Origin of the sequence: Macrococcus sp. DPC7161 (genome assembly GCF_004117835.1) — a bacterium.
GTDB lineage: Bacteria > Bacillota > Bacilli > Staphylococcales > Staphylococcaceae > SDSC01.
Window position 1 is genome coordinate 17744 of sequence record NZ_SDSC01000002.1, and the last position, 24595, is coordinate 42338.

The following is a 24595-nucleotide window of genomic DNA, read 5'->3' on the forward strand; positions in this document are numbered from 1 at the left end:
TTTTCTCTCCTTAATGTGTATCAAAGTCATATTTAAATGTACTAAAAGGATAATATCTAAAAACGACTTTCCCTACAATTTTGTCTTCGTGTACTAACCCTAATCTCGGATCTCTCGAATCCGTACTATTTTGTCGATTATCTCCCATTACAACCATCATCCCTTTAGGCACTGTTTTACTACCATTTGAATTAGCCATTTCAGCTACAGTAATGTCTTCAGTTAAAGGGATATTTTGTATCATATTTGTTTCTGCATCTTTTTTCTTTTTGTTGGCATCTAAATATGGCTCACTTACTTTCTTACCATTAACAAATAATTGGTCATGTTCATAACGCATTGTATCTCCTGGTGTTGCAATCACACGTTTAATATAGCGTTTCTCTTTTGTTGCTTGAAATACAATCACATCACCGCGTTGAATATGCTTTTCACCGTACAATAACTTTTGAACAATGACTCTATCACCATCTTTAAATGTTGGTGACATCGATTCCCCACTTACTTGATGACTTTGTATAATAAAAGTATTTATGGCTACAACGATAACAATACTTACAATAATGGATACTATCCATTCAATAATCGACTTCATTCCATCCTCCAAATTTTATATTTTAAATATCTTAAGTTTAAACAATTGCATATTTTTAATAAAGTAATAACCTATTTCTCTACTAAAATTTCAAATAAAATTCAATGTCGAAATTTTGAAATATGTGCTTCATTTTTAATCGTTTCTTTTTTCGTAATAATTACGACTATGAATTTTCACAATTATAACATTCACAATCATTATTATACTGCTATCATAATTCTATCTTGTGAAAAATGGGGTTAAACAATGAAAAAATATTTTAACAATGTATTTTGGCGTTGGCATTTCTATGCCGGATTATTTATTACACCGTTACTTATCACTTTAAGTATCACTGGTATCATGTATTTATTTTATCCTGAAGTTGAAAACAAAGTGAATCATGACTTATTTTTTGAACAAACATCAAAGCCTGAACAATCATTAGATGACGGTCTAAATGATATATTGAAAAAACATCCGGGTTATCACATTATGAAAGTGAGTTTCTTAAAAGAAGATTACAACACACGTGTTACATTAATGGGTCCTGACGATGCTTCAAAAATTGTTTTTTTAGATCATCACAACCAAATTAAAGGAGATATCGAACCGCTTCAGTTATTCTCCAATATTACGAGAGAATTGCACTCTAACTTACTTACAGGCAATTCATGGGTTAAATATATGGTTGAGCTTTCAAGTTGCTGGGCTATTTTCATGATTATTACTGGTATTTTTATGACGTTATATCGTAAATACTTGCGTAAAGGCGAATCTAAAATTACACGCAAAAATGCTGCGAAATTACATGCGATATTAGGAATGATTTTAAGTGTTCCATTGGCATTATTAATTTTTACTGGATTACCTTGGTCAGAATTTATGGGACAAAAACTATATCAATTTGCAGTTCATAACAGCGTCGTTGGATATCCTCACGCGAAAGGAACACCACCTGTATCCAACAATGAAATTCCTTGGGCTTCAAGACAAGAACACACAGATTCAAAGCACAAAGAAGCAACACAATTACCTGTTAAAGAAATCGTTTCAATAGCCAAAGAAGCAACACAATTACCTGTTAAAGAAATCGTTTCAATAGCCAAAGAAGATGGTTTCAAAAAGCCTTACAGTATTATCGTGCCTATGGACAAAAAAGGCACTTACGTTGTAACAAAAGGATCAAGTACAGGGGTCACAGGTCTTGATGATAGTCCATTTAAAGAAAGAACAATACATCTTGACCAATATTCAGGAAACAAACTTGCTGTTTTTGACTACCATGATTATGGTATTTTAGCAAAAGTTTATGCGGTGGGTATCCCACTTCATGAAGGACATTTATTTGGATGGCCAAATAAGATATTAAACTTAATCTTTACAGGTATGATACTTGTTGTGATGTGGTATGGTATTAAAATTTATTTAATGAGAAAGAAAAAAGGTGCACTCTCAGCACCGAAAGCACAACCATACAAACAATTTTTATGGTTCTTTGCCGTATCATTAGGATTACTCGGTATATTAATGCCTTTATTCGGCTTCTCACTGATTGCTATTGGAATTATAGAATTGATTTTACTCCTCACTAAAAAGAAATATGCAATCTAACTTAGAATACTTTATAATAAAGGGCATGGGCACATGCCCTTTATTTTTTTTATAAGGTTGTGAATTATGAATAAAAAACGATATCAATTGTTAAGACCAGCTACTTTAATCGCCTATGTACTAATGATAGTCACATTGATTGGTTCAATCATATTTACGATGTATAATGACCACTTCTACCAATCTCCCATTGGCGAAGTCATCAAACGTCAGATTACATCTGAACATAAAACAGTCGATCAAGTTAAAAACAAAGACATTCAATATACAGAAAAATTAACATTAAAAGTAACCAACAGAGATAATCAAATCATTCATATTAAAAATACTTTTATGAAAAGTAAAGCTTATAGCCATCAATATGATGTTGGTAACAAAGTACTGTTATCTAAAGATTTAAAATCCATTGATGAAGCGAAACGCGATACTGTGATTGTATCTTTATTAAGTTTATTTATATTCTTAATCGTTACGGTAGGACTCTTGCAAGGTGCGATGTCTTTACTAAGTCTTGTGACAAATATCATCATGTCAGGTGTTGTATTATTTTTATACAAACATTACCCTACCATTCCATTGTTTGGCTATGCCATTATTGCCGTTATTATTGCAACGATCATTACCTTAATATTAACCAATGGCTACAATACAAAGACAAAGGTTGCCATAGTAAGTACTCTCATCGGTACTACTTTAACAATTATTATTGTACAGCTAGCGATTGTCCTTACTGATGCAGAAGGTATTCGTTATGAAACCATGACATTTTTAACGATTGCACCGAAAACGGTTTTCCTAACATCGATATTAATTGGGTCACTTGGTGCCATTATGGATATCGCTATTACGATTACGTCAGCACTTTATGAGATTAAAATGACTCAAAAAAATGTAACAAGAAAAGCATTGGTTGAATCAGGATTTGAAATTGGTAAAGATATTATGGGACCTATGACTAATATTTTATTTTTTGCTTATTTAAGTGGTAGTATTCCGATGATTATTTTATATTTACGTAACCTATCACCAATTAATCATTCCTTTTATATTCATTGGTCACTCGAAATTAATAGAGCCATCACAGGTAGTATTGGTATTGTCCTAGCGATTCCAGTAACCATTTATTTATGTGCTTATTTCTTCACAAGGGAGCGTGCACAATGACAACTTTAACTTTACTAACCATCATTCTTTTCATATTGATGATTGCAGTTGGGCGAAAAAATGGTTTAAAAGCTTTCTTAAGCATCTTCGTCAATATTTGCTTACTCAGTTTAGCCATTATATTTATCAGTATTAAAATTAATATCGTCGTCACAATCTTCTTATTTATCATCATTATGGGCGCATTTAACATATTGATTACGAATGGCTTTAATCGAGAGAGCCATGTCGCATTACTGAGTACGTTCTTAACATTTGTTGTGCTGTTACCTTTGATATATTTTGCGATACATTATACGCATATCGAAGGCTTTGCAATGGAAGAAGGTGACGATATCGCAACATATTCTCTTAATATCGGTTTATCATTCGTTCAAATTACTGCATTTATGATCATGATCAGTGTACTTGGCGCTATTATTGATATCTCTGTATCTATCGCAACAAGTATGCAAGAGATTTTTAAACATAACCCAAATATGACGTCATTCCAATTGTTTAAATCAGGTATGTTTGTTGCAAGAGACATTTTAGGAACAACGACAAATACGCTTTATTTCGCATACTTAGGTAGTTATATGACATTATTAATATGGTTCTTTAATTTACATTATAGTTTTGAAATGATTTTAAACACGAAAGTATTTGCTGAAGAGGTTATTACTATCTTAACTGGTGGTATTGCCGTTTGTATCGCAATACCATTAACTTGTATCATTGCTAGCCGATTAATTACAAGAGCGCAATAATTATCAAAAGAAGTGGATATGTGCCATGTTACAGTAAATGTATCCGTTAAGGATTTAAATTTAAAAATTAAAGAATACATATACGCCTATAGGGGAGTAACTCTAAGCATATTATCGTCAATACGAAGCAATTCCGGTAATATGGAACATCTTGTTTAGTGAGACCTATGCCATTGTTTCGGCATGGGTCTTTTTGTATTCAAAACAAAAGGAGTGTTTTAATGGATCCAAGTATCATTATTTCGTACTTATGGGTTATATTAGTTTTAATCGTTTTAGAAGGGTTACTAGCAGCAGATAACGCCATCGTAATGGCAGTTATGGTAAAGCATTTACCTGAAGAACAACGTAAGAAAGCTTTATTTTATGGTTTAGTCGGTGCATTTGTTTTCCGATTAGCATCATTATTTTTCATCACAATTCTTGCAAACTACTGGCAAATACAAGCACTTGGTGCAGCGTATTTAATCTTTATGTCTATTAAAAGTTTGTATCAATATTTCAAAAAGAAAAATCATGCAAACGACCCTAATGTTCCTGATATCGCTGAAGAAGCAAATGATAAAAAGCAAAGCGGTTTCTGGATGACGGTCTTAAAAGTAGAAGGTGCAGACATTGCATTTGCAATCGATTCAATGTTAGCTGCCATTGCCATTGCGGTGACATTACCAAAAGTCGGTCCTGATTTCTTAGGATTAAACGCTGGTCAATTTACGGTAATGTTTATTGGCGGTATGTTAGGTGTTGTATTAATGCGATTTGCCGCAACATACTTCGTTAAATTATTAGAAACATATCCAGGACTTGAAGCCGCAGCATTTGGTGTCGTTGGATGGATTGGTATTAAGTTAGTTGTATTAGTATTAGCACATGAGAAAATTAATGTATTACCACATGACTTCCCACATTCAGGTTTATGGCAAATCATCTTCTGGGCAGTATTACTTAGCATTTTAGCCATCGGTTGGTTTACTAGTAAACGTGCTCATAAAGCTTAATTATTCAAATAAAAATAGGTTGAGACATAATTTAATGTCTCAACCTATTTTTCGTATTAACAGCGGTACGCTTTTGTACCGTCCTCTTATCAGCGGTTCAAAAGCAGCAATTGCGGTAAACAACCTCAAAATCACTCAAAATCAAAAAACGATTTTGGTTCATGTTCGGTTTTTACTTGTTGCTGAACGCTTTTGTACCGTCCTCTTTTTTATTCTACTAAGTTACTTGCTTTACTTCTTGAATAGAAACCATGTTTAATCGGTTCAAATCGTTCTCTTAAAAGATATCCAAATATCAATGCACCCGAACCAAAAATGAACAACATGGTTAAATTTTTAGTGACAATCTCTGGTACGATGCCCCCTACCGCTTCACGTAATAAATCAACACCGTACGTAAATGGTAAGAATGGATGGATCATTTGGAAGAAATGTGGTGTAACTTGAATTGGGAAAGTACCACCACCACCTGAAATTTGTAATACCATAATGATGATGGCTAACGCTTTACCGATATTACCTAATAAACTTACCATTGTATAGACGATAATCGTAAATACTAAGCCGACAAATACTGCAAACAATAAGTTATAAACAGGATGTTTTGCGTAAGCATCTAATATAAAGAAATTACCTAACACAACAATACTTGACTGTAAGACACTTAATATAAGGAATAATATCATTCTTCCTAAATATACGTCTTTTAATTTAAACAGTCCTTGTTGTGATTTATCTTTCAGTTCAGTTGTTAATAAGTTACAAGATAACAATGCTCCTACCCAAAGTGCTAAAGCTGTATAGAAAGGCGCACTTGCTGAACCGTAATTTGGTATAGGGAATATTTGTGTTTCTTTTAATTTGATTGGTTCTGCAAAATAATCTGATTCATTTTTTAAATCATTTCTTAACAATTTAATTAACTTACCTAAACTATCCTTTTTATCAAGCTCTCTAAACTTGTTTGCTGCTTTTTTAATATCTTTTTCGATACCAGGTAAGTCTTGTTGTGCAAATATTGCCAGTTCATGAATTTTCTTTTGTGCTTCAGGCAAATTGCTTTTAAGTAAACTTGAAGCTTGATCATACTTATTCATTACGCCCGGTAAATCTTGTTGAACAAATAAACTGATTCGATTCAAATCTGCTAAAGCGCTTGGTAAATCACTCTGTACAAATCCAGCAGCTTTATTCACCTTAGATTTAAATGTTGGAAAGTTTTCTTGTGCTGTTTGATTTAATCTCGTAAATGTGGCTTCCATACCAGGCAGCACTTCGCTTAATGATGTTAACGTTTGATTCATTGATTGAGATAATGTCAATGCATTCGATAAGATATCATCAACTTGATTTACAAATTTACTTGCATCACTTACTTTTGAAGCGATGTGTTCCAATGATTGATCCAACGAATCTAAACCAGTTGTTAATAACTGAGGCATTTCTTGATTCGCAAACTTTTGTAATGCATCAAGTTGATTATTCGCTGCTTGGATATTATCAGTATTCATAGTTACATTTTGATTATTTTGACTTGCTGTAATTGCTTTAGATACATCACTATTTAGCGTTTTAAGTATTTGATTGGTCGCGTTTAACTGTTTTGTAATCGCTGATAAATCACCTAATTGTTTGCTACTTTCATTCAAAATTTGAATCAGCTGCTCATTGAATTGAATGGTTTGATTCAATTGTGTTTGATAAGCTTGTAAATTTTTTGTCAATGTATCACTAGCAGCAGGCTTGCTGTTTACCAATGTTGATAATTGGGACAATCCTTCTTGCTGACTTTTTGCAACTTCACCAGTTAATTGTGCTAAGGCCATTAATCCTTCAGATAAAGCATCTTTCGCCGGCAACAAATCCGGTTTTTTAATTTCTGGTGTTTTTTCTGTGGATTGTTTTTTTGTATCCACCGGCGCAAGGAGTTCATGAACAGGTGCGAGTTTCGTTTGAGATTTGCTCAATACTGCATTTGCAGTACTCGTTGCTTTTATACCTGTTTGCACGGCTTTATTGATTTCAGGGAACTTTGATTCAATTTGACCTGCTTTATTCAATGCAGATTCAATTGTATCCATATTGTTGTTTAGTTTTACCAGCATATTTCCTGCAGCTTGAATATCCCCAGCATGCTCGTTGGCAATCACCAATTTATTTGCACCTTGATTAATTTTATCCTTATAGTTCGCCAATTGATAAAATTCATTAGAATACTTTGTAATATCGTTTTGGTGTTGATCAATTTTAATGATTTTTTCTTTAAATTTTTCCATTTCAGGAATCGCTGCTTCTGCTTCATAAACCGCATTTTCAATTTTACGATAAGTAGGCAATTTATCTTGTAGTTTTAACCCTACTTTGTTGCTTTCTTTTAATAATGCTTTCGTTGCGATATCTACAAATTTTTCATTTAATGATTTCGTAATTTGCGTCGCACCGGCATTGGTCATTTTTGGTGCAATTGCATTGATTTTTTGGTTGACTTCATAATCAATAATGGCGCGTTTAGGTTGCTTATGTAAAATACTCGTTGTGTCTTCTGAGAAGTTTTTAGGGATATGAATCATTGCATAATAATGCCCTAATCGCAGTTCATGTTTCGCATGCTTTAAATCATCCGTAAATACCCAACCAAATTTATCGTTATGTTTCAATTCACTGACAAGTGAATCACCGACGTTAATGTCTTTTCCTTTAAATGTCGTTCCTTTATCATGATTGACTACAGCAACTTTTATGCCACTAGTATTAGAATAAGGATCCCAAGAGGATTTCAAATTAAACCAAGCATAAAAAGAAGGCAGTATTGATAAGCCAATTAATAATATAATAAACGACGGTGTGCGTCGAATATTTTTTAAATCATGTAAAAACAATTTAAATGGTAGTTTCAACTCCCCATCTCCTTATATTAATATAATTTATTTTTTATTTTTATGTTATTTTTATAGTGTTTTATTAGCACTTTATTTTTAGAACATTTACTAATATAACAAATGCACGTTGTAAATTCAATTGTTTAAGAAAAAAGCAGACAGAACATACTAATGATGTTTTGTCTGCTTTTGTGTACACTTTATATCTACTAATAAAATACCTAAACCTAAAATAATAAGTATTAATAAAAGAATTGAAAAATAAATTTTGGGATCATCTATATTACTGATTAAAATAAATAATAGTCCAATTGGAAAAAGTGTATATAAACCTCCAATACGGCACAGTTTAGGCTTATCGATAATGACTTTCTTACTAAATCCTTGAACCAATAAATCAATTTGAAATAAATAAATACTTAATCCTAAGATTGATAAAAGTATACCAAAGCCTATCGTTTCCATATATTCGTCTCCCAATCGAAATCTCTATGTATTGGATTGTATCATTTTATCGTACAAATTCATAGTATCCCTATTTTGTTACAAAACAAAAAGCATCACCATTAGGCAATGCTTTGGTTATTAAGGCTTCCACCCCTTAACAACAATATGTGAAATAATGTAATACCGATTATAATAAGATGTTTGCAAGTAGAGGTACAACTGCCACAACAATTACACCAACAATTACAAGTGCGATACTTGCCATTGATGCTTCTGTTTCACCTAATTCTTGCGCTTTTGATGCACCCATTGCATGTCCTGCAGTTCCTAAAGCTAATCCGCTCGCAACTGGGTTAGAAATTTTAAAGAATTTTAATAACTTATCGCCTAATGCGTATATAATCACTGCGTTTAAAATAACCGCTAAAGAAGTTAATTCAGGGATACCACCGATACCTTTTGAAACAGGTAACGCGATTGCTGTTGTTGCTGCCTGTGGTAACATTGATGCAATCACATCATGTCCTAACATAAATAATTTTGCTACTAAGTAAATCATAAAAATCGCTGCTGCTGTACCTAATGTAATACCACCAAAGATTTGTAACCAATATTTTTGTAAAATATCACGACGTTTGTATAAAGGAATTGCAAAACAAATTGTTGCAGGTTCTAAGAAACTTTGTACAATAGATCCACCTTTAAAATACGTATCGTAAGAAATTCCTGTTAAGTATAAGAATGCAATACCTGCAACCATACCAACAAATAATGGGGCGAATAAGAAGAATCCGTTAGTTTTCTTAAATAAAATTTGACCAATCCAAAATGGAATCACTGTTAATAAAATACCGAAATAAATTGAGTTAAGACTTAAATCGATTAATTTATCCATATTATTTTGCCTCCACTTCTTTTAATACTGTGCGTTCTACTTTGTCTTTGCCCATTAACAATTGAGAGAATACACCCGTACATACAAGTAATAATAACGTTGAAATAAAGATTAATCCTAAAATTAAAATTGGACTATGTGCAATGACTGGTAATGATTTCACTACCGAAATTCCTGCTGGAACGAATAACAATCCAATATTGTTCACTAATGCTTGTCCTACTGTTTCAACTTGTGCTAATTTCACAATACCTGTACAAAGTGCTGCAAACAATAATACTAATCCGATTACTGATGCTGGCATTGGAATTGGGCTCAATCCTTCAAGCACTTTTGAAATGATCATGATAACTGCAATCACTGTAACTTGGTGTAAAAATGTGTACGTTTTAACTGCTGCTTTTTTTTCTGTCATTTTAAATGACCTCCCGTTCTTTATCGTAGCCTTACTATACAACGAAATTTACATTTTGAATCCGCTTTCATTCTGAAATGCAAAAAAAGACTGCTGAAATGCAATATTCAGCAGTTAAAATGTTTTCATTATTTTTCACTATTTTAATCCGATTTGACTCTTGAAATCTTTAATGTATGAACGACTAACTTGTAACTTAATATCCTTTGTCAGTTTCACTTGAAACGTATGATTAAACCAAGGCTCAGCACTAATAATATGTTCTTTATTGATGATGCTCCCACGATGAATCTTCAGAAATAATGTTTCAGGTAATTTCTTCTGAAAAGTCGCCAATGTGTCATTGATCAAGTAGTCACCCTTAATCGTATTAATCATGAGATGCCCTTGCTCGACCGATACAGCAATAATATCTTTTACATTTAATACATAAATTTTATCGTCTACTTGAATCGAAATGTTCTCTACTTTCATAACTGGTGCAATCACTTCAGATTTATCTTTTAATAAATTCTGCGCTTTAACCACTGTTTGTTCTATTCTTGATGCTTCAAAAGGCTTTAATACATAATCAATGGCATTCAATTCGAATGCTTTTACAGCATACATATCATACGCAGTTGCAAACACAATAAGTGGTGGTTGCTTCATTTTATTAATCTTTTCAGCTAAAGTTAAACCACTTTCATTCATTAAATGAATATCTAAAAATAACAAATCATATTGATGTTGTAGCAATTGTTCAAAAGTACTCTCTATAGAGTCTGCCTCATCTACATTTTCAACAGCATCCATTTCATTTAATAAATAACTCAATTCATTGCGCGCTAATGGCTCATCATCGGTGATTAATATATTCATCTGTTTCATCCTTTCTTATCGGAATATCGCAATAAAATAATGTGCCATTGTTCCCTGTATTAAAATGTAGTGCACTTGAAGTGCCAAATAAACTGATTAACCTACGATTTAAGTTTTCTAATGCGCTACCTGTTCCTGAAGTTGAATCAACAGGTGTTTTTCCAATCGCCTCAATTTTGGCTTGATCAATACCAAAGCCATTATCTTGTACTTTAATATGTAGCATTTCATTATTTTTTTCAACAAGTACTAGTACATCATTATCTGTTTTTCTATGTTGAAACGCATGTTTAATCGCATTCTCAACTAATATTTGAATCAAAAATGGTGGTACTTTTTCATCCAAGCAAGTTGGATCAATAGAGAAAGACACATTGAACCTTTCAGGAAATCTTGCTTGTTCTAAGTTTAAATAAGCTTTTACTTGTTGAATTTCAGAGTCAACCGTAATCGTGTTAGATCTTGCACCTTGCAAATTAGATCTAAAGAAATGACTTAAGCTTAACAATAATTCTCGTGCTTTCATCGCATCAACACGTATCAATGCCGAAATAGTATTAATGGCATTAAAGAAAAAGTGCGGATTCACTTGTGCATGTAATGATTTGATTTCAGCATCTTTCAACAACTTACTTTGTATATCGACACGACCCAGTTCAATTTGACTCGAGAATATCTTCGCCAAGCCTTCTGCTAAATTCCTTTCAGCAATCGTTAAATCGCGTTGTTCTGTAAAATAAAACTTCAACGTCCCAATAACTTCATCTTTCGATTCGAGCGGAACAACAATCGCACGTTCTAGCGGACATCCTGGATGTGAGCAACCTATTTCTTGCCTTGAATGCGCATGTTTCATCTTACCTGTTTTAATAACATCCTTTGATAAATCCGTAATAATTTTTTTCTTAGGGGTGTGATGATCACTGCCAGCACCGACATGTGCGAGAATATCTGTTTTGTTCGTAATGGATACCGCTGATACTTTCATTGTATCTTTAATAATTTGTGCTACTTGTTGTGCCGATTTCTCCGTTAGTCCACTTCTAAAGTAAGGCAGTGTTTCATTGGTTAAATTCAAAACATCTTGTGTTTGAATGGCTTTCATTCTCTCTTCTAATTCAATCGTTGATAAAATAATGGACAAGAAAATTGCTGTCCCTAAACTATTAACCAACATCATAGGCAAAGCAATAAACTTTACTAATTCAATCGCATTTGCTGTATTACTTGCAAATAAAATGATACAAATCATTTGTACCGCTTCTAAAACAATTCCAATAATAATACCTTGTTTAATCGTTGGGTATGATGACTTACGTAAACTTAAATAACCATAGAATCCTGACAACAAGCCTATAACACCTGATGAAATGATGTAAGTATAGACATCTTTACCACCAATCATAAATCGCGATATCCCAGATATTAACCCGACAAATATACCTACAAATGGGCCACCAATCAACCCAGCAACACTGATGGACAAAACTCGTGTATTTGCCAGCGATGCATCTCGTTCAATATGTAAGAAGATTTGACTGGAAATGATATGATTATGTCTAATTTCAATTCCTGTAATATTCGAACACATCGCGAAAATCCCAAAGACCACCACAAGTTTAACTTTAGTCGACCACGAACTTCGATTGGCCATAATGCGTTTAAAATATGGAATATTCATCAAGATATAAGCAAGCAAAATAATAATGCCTAAACGTTCCACCAACAAAATAAATAAACTAAACATTAAAGCACCCCTATTCTAATATGTCCCATTATACACCAACACTTTACTTTATCTTATGTATAATCGTGAAAACTTTGGTATAATCAACTTACAATTGAAGTCAGAAGGGATATTTTTATTATGAAATTTTGTGAATTGAATGTCGTTGAATACGAGCAATTCGTAAACACACACTTTAGTCACTATACACAAATGCAATACCATTATGATTATAAAATGGATCATAATGAACCTGTACATCTTGTAGGCGTTAAAGATGGAGACACTGTACTTGCAGCATGTTTATTAACTGGTGCTAAAGTATTTAAATTCTTTAACTATTATTATTCTCATCGCGGTCCAGTAATGGATCATCACAATAAAGCACTTGTTGATACTTTCTACAACGGATTAACAGCATATCTCAAAAAGAAAAATGGTTTATTCGTACTTGTTGATCCACATATCGTTATCCAAAAGCGTGATCACGATGGTAATGTTACAGAAACATTTGAACATAAAGATATTATTCAAAATTTAGAAGCTTTAGGATATCACCACAAAGGCTATTCAGTCGGCTATTCAATGGACTCTCAAGCAAGATTTTTATCGGTATTGAACTTAAAAGACAAATCAGAAGCTGATTTATTAAAGGCAATGGAATATAAAACACGTAGAAATATTAACAAAACTATCGAAATGGGCGTTAAATTACGTGACTTATCTATCGATGAAACAGAAACATTCTTTGAATTATTTAATATGGCAAAAGACAAACATGGCTTCTCATTCATGGGTTATGATCACTTTGTAAGAATGCAAAAGATATACAAAGACAAGTGTCGTTTAGTTTTAAGTTATATTGATTTAAATGAACATTTAGCTACACTTGAAGCTGACCTTGCGAAAAAGCAAGCTGATTATGATAAACATAAAGCTGAATTAGATGAAAATCCAGACTTTAGAAAGTTAAGAAATAAAGTCGCTGAATTAGAGAAAGCTGTTAATAATCAAAAGAAAAAAATCGAAGACATTAAAGCTTTAAAAGCTACAGATGGCGATATATTAAACTTAGCAAGTGCGTTGTATATCCGCAATAATCATGAATTGTACTATTTATCAAGCGGGTCAAATCCAAAGTACAATCAATTCATGGGTGCGTACAATATGATGTGGGAAATGATTAAATACGCAAAGTCATTAGGCTTAGACTATTATAACTTCTACGGGGTAAGTGGAGACTTCTCTGAATCATCAACAGATGCTGGTGTTATTAAATTCAAAAAAGGATTTAACGCTGAAGTAGATGAATTTATCGGCGATTTCGAAAAACCTTTAAAACCGTTCTTCTATAAATTATATAAAATGAAACAAAAATAAAATACGTAAAAAGAGTATGAGCAACCAATATCACACATTGATTGCTCATACTCTTTTTCATTATTCACAAAATAAAAGCTGTAATAACCTACAAATCCTTAGACAATATGTGACTATAATCAATAATCCCGTATTGCTTCACTTTAACATTAGTCATATGCGTTGGCACGATGAATTTACGATGTTTCTCGATTAAAGGAATCATATAATAAGACGACTCTAAGTAATTTAAGTAATCTTCCGCAAGACCTTTAACATCTTTAGCATCTTCTTTATGATACATTGTTTCTAAGAAAGCTTTCCCTTTCTCTTCAACCTCATACCATTCATGTACTTTACAATGAGTAAGTAAGTTAAATGTTTTATACGGTTGTAAATGGTGATAACTCTCAGACATCCATACTAAGTCACAATCAAACGTTGTTAAATGGCTATTTATATAGAGTTCATGATCTATTTCTCTAATTTCTGCTGCAACACCGTATGTTGCCAATGCATTACACAATTGTGTTAGTTTCTTTCTTGTATAACGGTCCGCCAAAATGACAAGTGGTCTTTCAAATTTCGGCACTGTTAAAAGCATCTCTTGAGGTTTATGGTTCAACCACTTATATAAATACGTATGAAAATCTAGATGATTATAAAATGTAGCCACTGCCACACGACTCACAAAAGCACGTTGCTCAATCGTTAAATCTTTGTGCAGTGGATTAAATAATAGAAAGTCCGTACCAGAATAACAGGTTGTCGATACAGTGTGTTTATACTTTTTCGTGTGATAATCAAAGTATTTAGATAGGTTGGCAATAAAATAAATGACTGTAACATCTACTTTACGATTATAAAATTTATTTACACGTAATTCTATTTCTTCAGGCGTATGCTTATATAAATAATAAGGACCCGTACCAATAACCTTTCCATCAACGACTTTAACCATCGATACAAATGGCTCCGTTAATGTGTACTTTAATATATCGCTATAAGTCGGACATACCAATTTCACATGATAATCATTAACAACTACCACTTCTATATCTGCATCGAGAAATTTTTGATACGCGCCTTCTTTTCTGATTTGATCCAAAGAAAACTTCACATCGTGCGCCGTAAAGTTACTACCGTCTGAGAAATACACATTTTTCTTCAAATACATGTGTAACTCATTGTTTATCCATTCATCATACTTTAACAATTGATACTCAATTTCCCCTGTGTCACTGATACAATATAGCGTATGAAAGATTTGAAAGTTAACCTGAGTACCTACAATATCTTTCGTATAAAAAGGATGTATCTTATTAGGGATGCCATAAACGAAATCCATAATGGAAATGCGATGTTCTTCATCTTCAGGCGTTTTACTTTCTTCAATGAGTTCCAAAATGACCTTAATAGATTCTGGATGCCATGGCAATGCCAAATATTCTTCAAGTTCTTTTATCGATAATTTATCTTTATTATTGATAACATAATGGAATAATTCTTTTTCAATATCCACATTAATATCTATTTGCTTCTTAATCCCACGTCCAGATCCTGCTGTATAACTAATTAAGCCACTTTCAGACCAATGCTTTAATAGACGCGTTAATTGTCTATTAGAAACCCCTAAATATGTTGCTAAATCTAGTGTCGGATTATCCTCTTCTAAATAACGATCTAACAACAATAATCGTTTATTCACAAAGACCCTCCCTTCTAAACTACAAAGACTTTACTATAATCAAAGAACTGATTCGCTCCTGCACAGTTTGACTTAAATTGTTGTGGTAAATAATATTTTCTATACCCTAAAATTAACGGTAGAAAAAGCATTTCTTCAATAAGATAACGCCCAAGCTTCTCTTCTGCATAATGCCAATAAGCATTATGCTTCTCGTTAAATAAAGTCATCAATATTCTCGATTCAGGATTATCTGTATACCAATCTTTTAACTTAGAATTTTGTAACATATTAAAGAAATAATGATTGATATCAATGTTTTCTATCATGAAAATGAAATCCACGTCAAATTCATTAAGGTTCGTTTTTGTATACTCATCAAACGACACATTCACTCTTTCAATATCTAATCCACTGAATATCAGATGTTCATATATATTTTTTAATTCAGGATTAATGTAGTTAACGTAAAGCAGTTTAATTGTTTTTTCAATACGATAATTCTCCAAGTTAAATTGACTTAAATAATCTTTGATATCATCAAAAAGTCGGATAAATAATTCAGTATTATTCGCAAATCTTTTTTCAAAATATTCAATAATTAAAAGGCATAGTTTTCTTCGATCATTTAGTGACAATGTCGTGTTCGGGTTAAACAATATATTATTTACAAATGAAATGTTTTTATCAGTTCCTTTAATCATATTGTGTTCTTTAAAGAATTCCATGTACATTTCTCGGTCACTAACAATATATAATTGCGATAATTCAGCAGGATTCGTTAGCAATGCTTCATTTCTTCTTAACACAATCATTTCATCTTCTACTTTATGGACAAAAAATGGACCTGTTCCATAATATACATCATCAATACATTTATAAATACTCGCTGCGGAATCCATTAATAATAGTTGAATATTCGCCATTTTTCTTTTTGTATAAATTTTTAATGAGAATGTCGTCAGCGCCTCTGCTTTAATGACATTTTCATACAAATGTTTGTACAAAGGATGCTCAAATAAACGATTCAAACACGTTACAACATCTTGTGCATTTAATAGCTGACCATTAGAAAAATAATGATTTCTATTAATGAGTATCTTATAGCCATCTTCTTCCCATACATCGTAAGCAACAATTCGAGAAGTGATTTCTTGTTTATCATTATACTCATATAATCTATCCATAATATTTTGTATGATTACAGAAGCTGCTACATCTACACCTTGTAAAGGATCAAAATCTTTAGGAATACGATATAAATAATCTACAAGTACATTTGGTTGGTCATCTTGCACTGTTTTTGCATGTTTGTAAATACCATCTTCAACATATGTAAGAATGATTTTCTTTGAGAAAGCAGATAATGGTAATTGCATTAAATCCTCTACTTCTTCTAACGAAAGTGTTTTAATTTCATTCAGTACTTGATTGATAAACAATTGTTCAATATTCGATTGCATTTGAACCATCGAACGATTGCCACGTCCGATTCCCGTAGAATGCTTAATATAGCCGCTTGCTTCCCATTTTTTCAATAGTCTAGAAAGTTGCCTCTCTGTTATATCTAATAATTTGGCAACTTCAGTACGGTTGAATTCATGGTTTTTCAAGTAATTATTCAGTTTTAATACTTTTTCATCAATCATTTTATTCGCCTACTTCGGTTCTATATTCTTTTTTAAATGCGTAAGGCTTTAAGTATGGTCTTATATTGTATATCATTTTTCGTATGAAAATCTACATATTTTTACCTAATATTACATTTAACGATTCAATAGTACTTAATATAAAATATTTCTGTTTTATGATTTACTCAATAATATTTTAACAAAATAATGAACATTTATATAATAAAATTTTAAATATTTTGATATTTTATGATAAAAAATACACCTCTACATAAAATGTATAGGTGCATTAAAACTTCAACTATTTGTCTTCTTTTTTATTTTCTTTTTCTGATGCGTCTTTAACACGACCTGAAATCGTACTTGTCGTTTTATCAGTTACTTTACCTGAAATTGAACCTGAATTTTGTTCAGTCATTATGTTCACTCCTTATATTGTACGCTATTAATAACAATACAATCATTTATACTTATTTTACTATATCGCTATTTATATGTACAGAAATAACCTTTAAATTAAAATCCTGCAAAATATTGTTTTGGCACAAGTTCTTGTTGATTTATTTTGTTTAAAGTTGCATTGGCTTCTAAAGCCCAATAAGGATTTCTTAACATACCGCGGCCTACAGCTACCATATCCGCATCTTCATTTCCAATAGTTGCATTGGCAAGCTGTGCATCATCTAATCTGCCTACAGCAATAACAGGTACTTTAAGCGCATGTTTAACTGCACGCGCTAATGGTACTTGATAACCTGCATGTGTGCCAGGCTTTCCTCTTGAACCAATTGGACCTTCTCCACCAGATGAAATATGGAATATTTCAGCCCCTGCTTTCTCATACGCTTTGCATAACGCAATGGCCGTATCTACATCATAACCGCCATCAACATATTCTTTAGCAGATATTCTAAAGATCAATGGCATATCTTCTGGCATTACAGCTTTTGCTGCTTGGATAACCTCTGTACCAAATCGTGTTAACTCTGCATATTCATCTGCTCTTTTATTGGTTAATGGCGAATGAAACTGATGTATTAAATAGCCGTGAGCACCGTGTATTTCAATAGCATCAAAACCAGCTTCAACAGCGTATTTTACAGATTGTTGATATTTTTTTACCATCAACTTAACTTCATCTGTTGATAAACTTCTAGGTTTACGATAATGCTCATCAAATTGAACATCAGATGCTGATACAGGTACTTCTGCATTCTCAGCTTTTCTACCTGCATGTGCGATTTGAATCGCAATTTTGCTACCGTGCGCATGCACAGCATCAACAATCTTCTTTAATGCATCACGCTGTGTTTCATTCCATAAACCTAAGCAGCGATTCGAAATACGTCCATCGGGTTCCACATTTGTCATTTCTACAATAATCAAACCTGTGCCACCTACTGCACGGCTTACATAATGTTGAAAATGCCAATCCGTTGCTACACCATCTTCCTTTGTTACACTATATTGACACATTGGTGGCATGACGATACGATTTTTTAAATGTAATCCTTTATAAGCATAAGGTGTGAATAAATGTTCCATAACTCGGCCTCCTAAGTATGTTCTTCCTTCATTTTAAGCCATTACAGATTATTTATTAATTATTTTGCTTTCGTGATTGCAAGTACTATTTACTATTTGAAACTTCTTTTCTATTTCTCTCAGTTCCCTTAATAATCGTCTTTCTATAGTTATTTGCTTTTGTGCATCTTCAAATCGCCATTGTCTCACCCATAGTAAATCAGATAAAATGTCATTTCTTGTTCTCATGAAATCACTCCTTGTTTTATTTATAAAAAAATAGCCCATCTTTAGATAAAGAAGCGCCTCATGAGTTCTTCTTATCTTTCAAGTTCCCTTGTTGGAATTAGCACAGTGCAATTGCCTGTTGCTGGAGTTTCATCGGGCCAAATCCCTCCACTCGCTCTAAATAAGAAATAAGCTATTTTATTGTTCTTACTATCATACAAAAACTGCGTAATATTTTCAAATAAAAAAGGAGGACGGAACAAAAGCGTTCAGCAACAAGTAAAAACCGAACATGAACCAAAATCGTTCTTTGATTTTGAGTGATTGTGAGGTTCTTTACCGCAGTTGCTGCTTTTGTACCACTGATAATACGAAAAAGAGGTTGAATCATCATATGATGACTCAACCTCTTTCACTCAATATTAGAATGTTTTACCTAATGCTGTTGCTTTTTCGATAGCTGCTGCTTTAATAGATGCTGCTTGATCTGGTGCAGCATTATGACCTTCAACAATAATTTCTTCGATGCTTGGTAATCCGAAGAAACCTAAAATTGTTTTTAAGTAACGGTTACCTAATTCGAAATCTGCTGCTGGGCCTTCTGAATAAATACCACCACGTGCTTGTACTAATACAGCTTTTTTATCTGTTAATAAACCAACTGCACCTGATTCAGTATATTTAAATGCTTTACCTGCTACTGCTACAGCATCAATGTATGCTTTAACAATCGCTGGTACTGATAAATTCCACATCGGTGTAACAAATACATATTTATCAGCTGCCGCAAATTCATCACTTAATTCATTTAAACGTGCAACTTTTTGTTGTTCTGTTTCAGATAATGTTTCAAAACCTTCACCTGATTGTAATTTACCCCAACCCGCGAATACTTCGTTATCAATTAAAGGAATGAAAGTATTGTATAAATCAATATGTACTACTTCATCACTTGGATTTGCTACTTTGTAACTTTCAATAAATGCTTCACCTGTTGCCATAGAATATGAAACTGAAGCGTCATTTGGATGTCCTGTAATGTATAAAACTTTTGCCATGATGTAATCTCCTTTGGTATATAAAATATATTCGATATACTTATTATATTTATAGAGATCAAAAAATGCAAATGTTTTGCAAGATTTAATTAATCAGTTACTAAATCGAAGCCTTTGTGATAGTATTCTAATAATGAAATACCAGTATTTCTACCATCAACAATACGTATCATTTCATTGGAATTTGATTTTTGAAGGTAATCAATATAAAAGTTAATGATACCACTTTTTTTCGCCGATTTTTTTAGCATCCAGTCTTCAACCTGTGCTTTAGATAATAAAATACCTTCAATATTATCCTCATACCTTGAAATAAAATTTGATTTATCATCTAACTTTACTAAAAATGCATAGTAATCATACTTCGTTAATTGTTCATAACTACTTTTATGCCACGCAGAAATACGCTTTGTATTGATCAAAGCACATTCTTTATCAAATTCATAATCTTTCGAAGAACAAAAGTAAACCGTTTTAAGAGTGCCATTTAATCGACATGTAAGCACGTTATATCTTAAATGAATCACTTCGATATCTTCATTTTCATCGCATAAACGTGACTGTAAAAAGACGGCCATTTCTTTTCTAGTAATCTTCTTTTTGGCTGTTTCTTTTAAATGCATTAAAGATTCTGTTATAGGGTTAGAGAGTACTTCAAAATAGTGATTTAATTTTAAACATTGATATAGCTCCATAATAATCTTTTCGTTTGCGTTAGTAATAAAGTGGACATCATCTACTTTTCCACCTGTCAAAAGCAAGGCCTTGACAATTTTAAGCATATCATCATTAGCTGCAATATGTGGAAATTGATGATGAAATGCTTGTAATTTAAAATGCAAATTCATCGTTGAATGCACCATCCAAATATATCAGTTTTATTTTATATTCTTTTACCCTTATATAATTATACCGTATTTGCTTTTCAACTCAATTGCATAGTGTATAACTTAATACAAATTTTACATTTTTTACAACTTTATATAAAAGATAGTATAGATTCATATATTAAAAAATAATAAAATAGAAAAAACAAAAAAAGATTTCGACTATTTACGCCAAAATAAGTCGAAATCTTTTTTATCTTCAATATTAAAAGCTATCATATCATGAAGTAAATTATAGTCTACTTGATCTGACCACTTTATTCTAAACATGCCTTTTGTTTGAGAGTACCCATTTGCAGCAATACGATCACAAAATTTTTCCATTGTCACATTTTCAGGTGCTACTGAAAAATGTGCTTTTGCAGTAGAAAAGCCGATGATGAATGTGCCATGAGTTTGAAACAGAGGTTGATTCCATTTCACAACAGGCTCAAGTTCAGGAAATTTTCCTTCTATATATTCTAAAACTTCTAATAGTTGCGCTTTATGATTTTCGTTCTCGATTTTTTCTAAAAATGGAGAAAAAACAGTGATAACCGACATAACATCCCTCTTTCTAAATATATACTTCCACCATCAATCGTATAGAAAGTTTAATATTATTATATATTTTCACTTTAATTGCAATCAACAAATATGTTACTCTAATTTAAATAACATTGAGGAGGTTCTTAATGAAGCGCTGCTACCAAAAAACAGATTTGCATTTCACGCAATTAATCTCTATAGAAATAAATGCTAAAGTGGATACAATCATGTCGTATTTGAATACTACTCAAGGGATTCAACAATGGTTTCCACAACTTTCTTTTCATCAAGAAGGCGGGCAGAAGTACCTTTTGTTTAATATGGACAATACTTCCATTCAAATGTCTGTTTTAGATGAAACAAATAATACCATTGCTTTCACTTGGGGTGAAGGTACGGTTACTTTACAAGTTATTGATCACCAAAGTTTTGCTGAATTGAAATTAACCGAAGTCATGCCTCTCTCATATGACATGCTAGTCAAAGATTTTACAGGGTGGTTATGTCAAATGGATAACATTAAACACATTTCAGAAACAGGCAAACCTTTGCCACTTGATATGTCTAAATTTCATAAAGAACAAGATATACTACATGGCGTTTTAAAAGACTTTGAAATATAGCATCAATTGCTATTTTTAAGCACTTCAAACGCTAAACCTTCTTTTGTTAATATTTCTTGGTAAAATGGGTCTTTCCCAATCACTTTAATATGGTCAGCTAAATTAATAACCTCATCTAAATGATGTGTTGTGAGTATTAATAAGCGGTTTTTCTTTAATTTATTGAGCAGTTGGTGAATTTCAAAACGTGCTTTAATATCAATACCTTCTGTCGGTTCATCAAGCACAATAATTTTTGGGTCTCCTAACAATCCTATTAAAATATTGGCTTTACGTTTTGTTCCACCTGATAGTTTTTCAATTGGCTGATGAATATCCGTCAAATACAATTGATCCATTAATGATTGGATTCGTTCATCACTAATTGGATTTTTGTGTAATGATTTAAAAAAATGAATATTTTCCACGACCGACATATGCGTAAACAACGCTATTTCCTGGGGAATAAAACCGACCATTCTTCTAATTTCATGTCGTTTCATTTTTTTACCATCATATAATACATGTCCATTATCAGGCTTTTCAACCGTCGTAATCATATTGAGTAATGTCGATTTACCTGCCCCATTTTCCCCCATCAAAACGGTAATTTTATTGTCATCAAATTTTGTTGAAAATGATTTAAATACTTCCTTTTTCCCATAACGTTTATCTATATTCTCTAATAAAATCATTCCATCACCTACAATTGAATAAATATAACAAAACACGCTAACATGAATGTAAAACTTGTTGCAATAAATGTTCGATGACTCAACGTTCTTATTTTAATTAAACATAAGCACACAAAGTAAGTATGGCACAAAATAAACAATAAACTGACTAAATAAAATTGAAAGTTTAATTGCCCGTCTATCCACAAACTTCCTATAAAAAATATTCCAAATATTATCATTGCATTAACTAATGTATAAATGATAGGTAATAGGATGTTTGTATATTGAAAGAAATAAACTCTTTTTAAAACTTCAAATTGTGCTATGTTGCGATTGAAATATAACTGTACTAAAGATACTAATAGAATTATTGATAATAATAATCCCATTTGGATAGACTGAGTTGAATGATACTTTGCTTTATGTGAAATCACATCTTTCGGTTTATTATCTTTATAATATTGTTTAATGACCTTTAAATCATGATGTTCTATTTCATAATGCTTAATAATATAAGGAATTTGCAATTCAAAGAATGTTTTACTAATCAATTCAACACCAATCGTACTTACAAAATCCCCTTTTTCATATAATTGAACCGACTTACGAATTTGTCGCTTTTTTAAATTTTTCTCAAATGATTTTGGAATAGACAAACTGATTACAGCCGTTTTTTTCTTAACTACATCTTCAATAAAAGCATCATCATCTTCTAAGTCTTTCACATTCAATGTTTTATTTTCTTTTAACGTCTTTACTAAAGCTTTTGATGTTTCACTTTTATCTAAATCCTGAATGGCGATGGGTATTTTTACCGCTGATTGCGCATAATGCTTCGCACCAGCAAATATGACACACGTTAGAGCGAGTAAGATAGCAAAAATCACTAAACGCAACTTTTGTTTGTAGGCAATTAAATAGAACAATGATTTCATTTTTTATACCTCCAAACAAATGTAATTACCATCCAGAGAAATACAATTAAAAGTAGCCAATAACACATGATTGGCAAATCAATAATATAGTTATTGAGTAATAATTCAAGTAAATAAGAGAATATATATTGAAGTGGTTGATTCGTCATCCAATGCAATGCATCTGTGAAATAAATCGTCGGAATCAGTAACCCAGATGTCAAAATAAGCACCCCACAAACCACTTTACACAGCATTTGTACCCATGATTGCTGTAACTCAATACAAACACTCACCATCCATATGAATAAGAGTAATTGTATTAACCCAATACATAAATATGTGATATTGTACCATTCAAATGGTGAGCCTAATTTAATCAATAAAAATGTAATCCCAATTGTAAAAAGAGCAGTGTAAAACAAGCTCATTATACTTCTAGTAAGTAACATCTTTTCTTTACTAAAATGAATTAACTTTAATCGGTGAGACAAACTACCAAAAGTATTCATCTTCAATATTTGAGACATACTCATATAAAATAAAATGATTGATAGTACATAGACACTCACCTTGATATAACCGAGTGTATCGTATACGACAACTTGTTCTTTATTAAATACCGCATTGCGATCAAGCCCTGTAATGAGCATATCCGTCATCATTGTCAACATTTCTTTTTCAGATGCTGATTCATTGAGTTTCATATAAGTTATCATGCCACTCATTGAAGACATTAACCTAGAAAATACAGACTCCGTTAATTGATGAATCATGACACTTTCAATCGATCTTTCATCATAAGTAATCACTTCAATTGGCATTTTTTTAGTTTTGTAGAATGATTTCGTCATCCCTTCTTTAAAAACATAATACCCATCAATACGATGTGCTTTTAATGCTTTTAGTGCCTTCTTCTCAGACATATTTTGAATATGAATATCTTTACCAAGCTTACCTGCTGTTACTACTCTAAGAATAATTTTTGACTCTTTAGATTGATCTAAGTCTACAACACCTATATCTAAACTTTTTTCTTGGTTTTTCTCTAAAAGGTGAATACCACCTAGTAGAACGAGAATAAATAGTAAAATATATAAAAATAAATGCCATTTTTTCAACAAAAAAGCGTGATGGATATGAATTAGTTTTAACGTCTTCATATCCATCACACT

General features: G+C 32.1%; 23 protein-coding genes and 1 riboswitch. Of the genes, 6 read left to right on the plus strand and 17 right to left on the minus strand.

What is annotated here, in order from left to right; all coding sequences use genetic code 11:
• Nucleotides 1-10 precede the first annotated feature (10 nt).
• Nucleotides 11-595 carry a signal peptidase I gene (gene lepB / locus ER639_RS03795; protein ID WP_129064442.1) on the minus strand — a complete coding sequence of 195 codons (585 nt, stop codon included), beginning with the start codon at nucleotides 593-595 and terminating at the stop codon, nucleotides 11-13.
• Nucleotides 596-844: 249 nt separating this feature from the next.
• On the opposite strand from lepB, the gene ER639_RS03800 reads away from it, so the two are divergent.
• The 4 genes from ER639_RS03800 (at nucleotide 845) to ER639_RS03815 (ending at nucleotide 5102) form a co-directional block, all read left to right on the plus strand.
• Entirely contained in the window at nucleotides 845-2191 is a 1347-nt protein-coding gene (locus ER639_RS03800; protein WP_129064443.1) for a PepSY-associated TM helix domain-containing protein, read from the plus strand.
• A gap of 66 nt (nucleotides 2192-2257) precedes the next feature.
• Complete coding sequence (locus tag ER639_RS03805) at nucleotides 2258-3355, plus strand: YibE/F family protein (RefSeq protein WP_129064444.1); 1098 nt, start codon at nucleotides 2258-2260, stop codon at nucleotides 3353-3355.
• Entirely contained in the window at nucleotides 3352-4104 is a 753-nt protein-coding gene (locus tag ER639_RS03810; RefSeq protein ID WP_164993352.1) for a YibE/F family protein, read from the plus strand. Before ER639_RS03805 ends, ER639_RS03810 begins: the two co-directional genes overlap by 4 nt.
• Nucleotides 4105-4325: 221 nt before the next feature.
• Nucleotides 4326-5102, plus strand: coding sequence for a TerC family protein (locus tag ER639_RS03815; RefSeq protein ID WP_129064446.1), 777 nt, complete (start codon nucleotides 4326-4328; stop codon nucleotides 5100-5102).
• A 209-nt stretch (nucleotides 5103-5311) separates the two neighbouring features.
• Here ER639_RS03815 and ER639_RS03820 read toward each other — a convergent pair whose 3' ends face one another.
• The 6 genes from ER639_RS03820 to ER639_RS03845 all read right to left on the minus strand — a co-directional run bounded on the left by ER639_RS03820 (nucleotide 5312) and on the right by ER639_RS03845 (nucleotide 12346).
• Complete coding sequence (locus tag ER639_RS03820; RefSeq protein ID WP_129064447.1) at nucleotides 5312-7999, minus strand: YhgE/Pip domain-containing protein; 2688 nt, start codon at nucleotides 7997-7999, stop codon at nucleotides 5312-5314.
• Nucleotides 8000-8149: 150 nt separating this feature from the next.
• A complete protein-coding gene (locus ER639_RS03825; protein ID WP_129064448.1) occupies nucleotides 8150-8446 on the minus strand; it encodes a hypothetical protein in 297 nt (98 codons plus the stop codon).
• A 169-nt stretch (nucleotides 8447-8615) separates the two neighbouring features.
• Complete coding sequence (gene lrgB / locus ER639_RS03830) at nucleotides 8616-9323, minus strand: antiholin-like protein LrgB (protein WP_129064449.1); 708 nt, start codon at nucleotides 9321-9323, stop codon at nucleotides 8616-8618.
• Nucleotide 9324: 1 nt separating this feature from the next.
• Nucleotides 9325-9738 carry an antiholin-like murein hydrolase modulator LrgA gene (gene lrgA, locus ER639_RS03835; RefSeq protein WP_129064450.1) on the minus strand — a complete coding sequence of 138 codons (414 nt, stop codon included), beginning with the start codon at nucleotides 9736-9738 and terminating at the stop codon, nucleotides 9325-9327.
• A 138-nt stretch (nucleotides 9739-9876) separates the two neighbouring features.
• Complete coding sequence (locus ER639_RS03840; RefSeq protein ID WP_129064451.1) at nucleotides 9877-10599, minus strand: LytTR family transcriptional regulator DNA-binding domain-containing protein; 723 nt, start codon at nucleotides 10597-10599, stop codon at nucleotides 9877-9879.
• Nucleotides 10577-12346 carry a sensor histidine kinase gene (locus ER639_RS03845; RefSeq protein WP_129064452.1) on the minus strand — a complete coding sequence of 590 codons (1770 nt, stop codon included), beginning with the start codon at nucleotides 12344-12346 and terminating at the stop codon, nucleotides 10577-10579. Before ER639_RS03845 ends, ER639_RS03840 begins: the two co-directional genes overlap by 23 nt.
• A 120-nt stretch (nucleotides 12347-12466) precedes the next feature.
• On the opposite strand from ER639_RS03845, the gene ER639_RS03850 reads away from it, so the two are divergent.
• Entirely contained in the window at nucleotides 12467-13705 is a 1239-nt protein-coding gene (locus ER639_RS03850) for an aminoacyltransferase (protein ID WP_129064453.1), read from the plus strand.
• A gap of 88 nt (nucleotides 13706-13793) precedes the next feature.
• On the opposite strand, the gene ER639_RS03855 is transcribed toward ER639_RS03850, so the two are convergent.
• The 7 genes from ER639_RS03855 to ER639_RS03885 all read right to left on the minus strand — a co-directional run bounded on the left by ER639_RS03855 (nucleotide 13794) and on the right by ER639_RS03885 (nucleotide 21242).
• Nucleotides 13794-15392 carry an ABC transporter substrate-binding protein gene (locus ER639_RS03855; RefSeq protein ID WP_129064454.1) on the minus strand — a complete coding sequence of 533 codons (1599 nt, stop codon included), beginning with the start codon at nucleotides 15390-15392 and terminating at the stop codon, nucleotides 13794-13796.
• A 14-nt stretch (nucleotides 15393-15406) separates the two neighbouring features.
• The gene (locus ER639_RS03860) at nucleotides 15407-17020 is read right to left on the minus strand and encodes an SgrR family transcriptional regulator (RefSeq protein WP_129064455.1); all 1614 of its coding nucleotides are present in this window, start codon (nucleotides 17018-17020) and stop codon (nucleotides 15407-15409) included.
• Nucleotides 17021-17518: 498 nt separating this feature from the next.
• Nucleotides 17519-18547 (minus strand): NADH:flavin oxidoreductase/NADH oxidase, encoded by a 1029-nt coding sequence (locus ER639_RS03865; RefSeq protein ID WP_129064456.1) that lies wholly within the window; start codon nucleotides 18545-18547, stop codon nucleotides 17519-17521.
• A gap of 48 nt (nucleotides 18548-18595) precedes the next feature.
• Nucleotides 18596-18775: a hypothetical protein gene (locus ER639_RS03870; RefSeq protein WP_129064457.1), complete on the minus strand. Its 180-nt coding sequence runs from the start codon at nucleotides 18773-18775 to the stop codon at nucleotides 18596-18598.
• 68 nt (nucleotides 18776-18843) lie between these two features.
• Nucleotides 18844-18942, minus strand: a riboswitch (SAM riboswitch).
• A gap of 234 nt (nucleotides 18943-19176) precedes the next feature.
• Nucleotides 19177-19812, minus strand: a complete 636-nt coding sequence (locus ER639_RS03875; RefSeq protein ID WP_129064458.1) for an FMN-dependent NADH-azoreductase — start codon at nucleotides 19810-19812, stop codon at nucleotides 19177-19179.
• A gap of 89 nt (nucleotides 19813-19901) precedes the next feature.
• Entirely contained in the window at nucleotides 19902-20660 is a 759-nt protein-coding gene (locus ER639_RS03880; RefSeq protein WP_129064459.1) for a hypothetical protein, read from the minus strand.
• Nucleotides 20661-20861: 201 nt separating this feature from the next.
• Nucleotides 20862-21242, minus strand: a complete 381-nt coding sequence (locus ER639_RS03885) for an iron chaperone (protein WP_483306223.1) — start codon at nucleotides 21240-21242, stop codon at nucleotides 20862-20864.
• A 131-nt stretch (nucleotides 21243-21373) separates the two neighbouring features.
• Here ER639_RS03885 and ER639_RS03890 point away from each other — a divergent pair, with 131 nt between their 5' ends.
• Nucleotides 21374-21850: an SRPBCC family protein gene (locus ER639_RS03890; protein WP_129064460.1), complete on the plus strand. Its 477-nt coding sequence runs from the start codon at nucleotides 21374-21376 to the stop codon at nucleotides 21848-21850.
• Nucleotides 21851-21852: 2 nt separating this feature from the next.
• Here ER639_RS03890 and ER639_RS03895 read toward each other — a convergent pair whose 3' ends face one another.
• Genes ER639_RS03895 through ER639_RS03905 form a run of 3 tightly spaced genes read right to left on the minus strand, consistent with a single transcriptional unit; the run spans nucleotide 21853 to nucleotide 24583 of the window.
• A complete protein-coding gene (locus ER639_RS03895) occupies nucleotides 21853-22524 on the minus strand; it encodes an ABC transporter ATP-binding protein (protein ID WP_129064461.1) in 672 nt (223 codons plus the stop codon).
• An 8-nt stretch (nucleotides 22525-22532) separates the two neighbouring features.
• Nucleotides 22533-23441, minus strand: a complete 909-nt coding sequence (locus ER639_RS03900) for an ABC transporter permease (RefSeq protein WP_129064462.1) — start codon at nucleotides 23439-23441, stop codon at nucleotides 22533-22535.
• Entirely contained in the window at nucleotides 23438-24583 is a 1146-nt protein-coding gene (locus ER639_RS03905; protein WP_164993353.1) for an ABC transporter permease, read from the minus strand. The genes ER639_RS03900 and ER639_RS03905 overlap by 4 nt, the downstream gene beginning before the upstream one ends.
• Nucleotides 24584-24595: the final 12 nt, after the last annotated feature.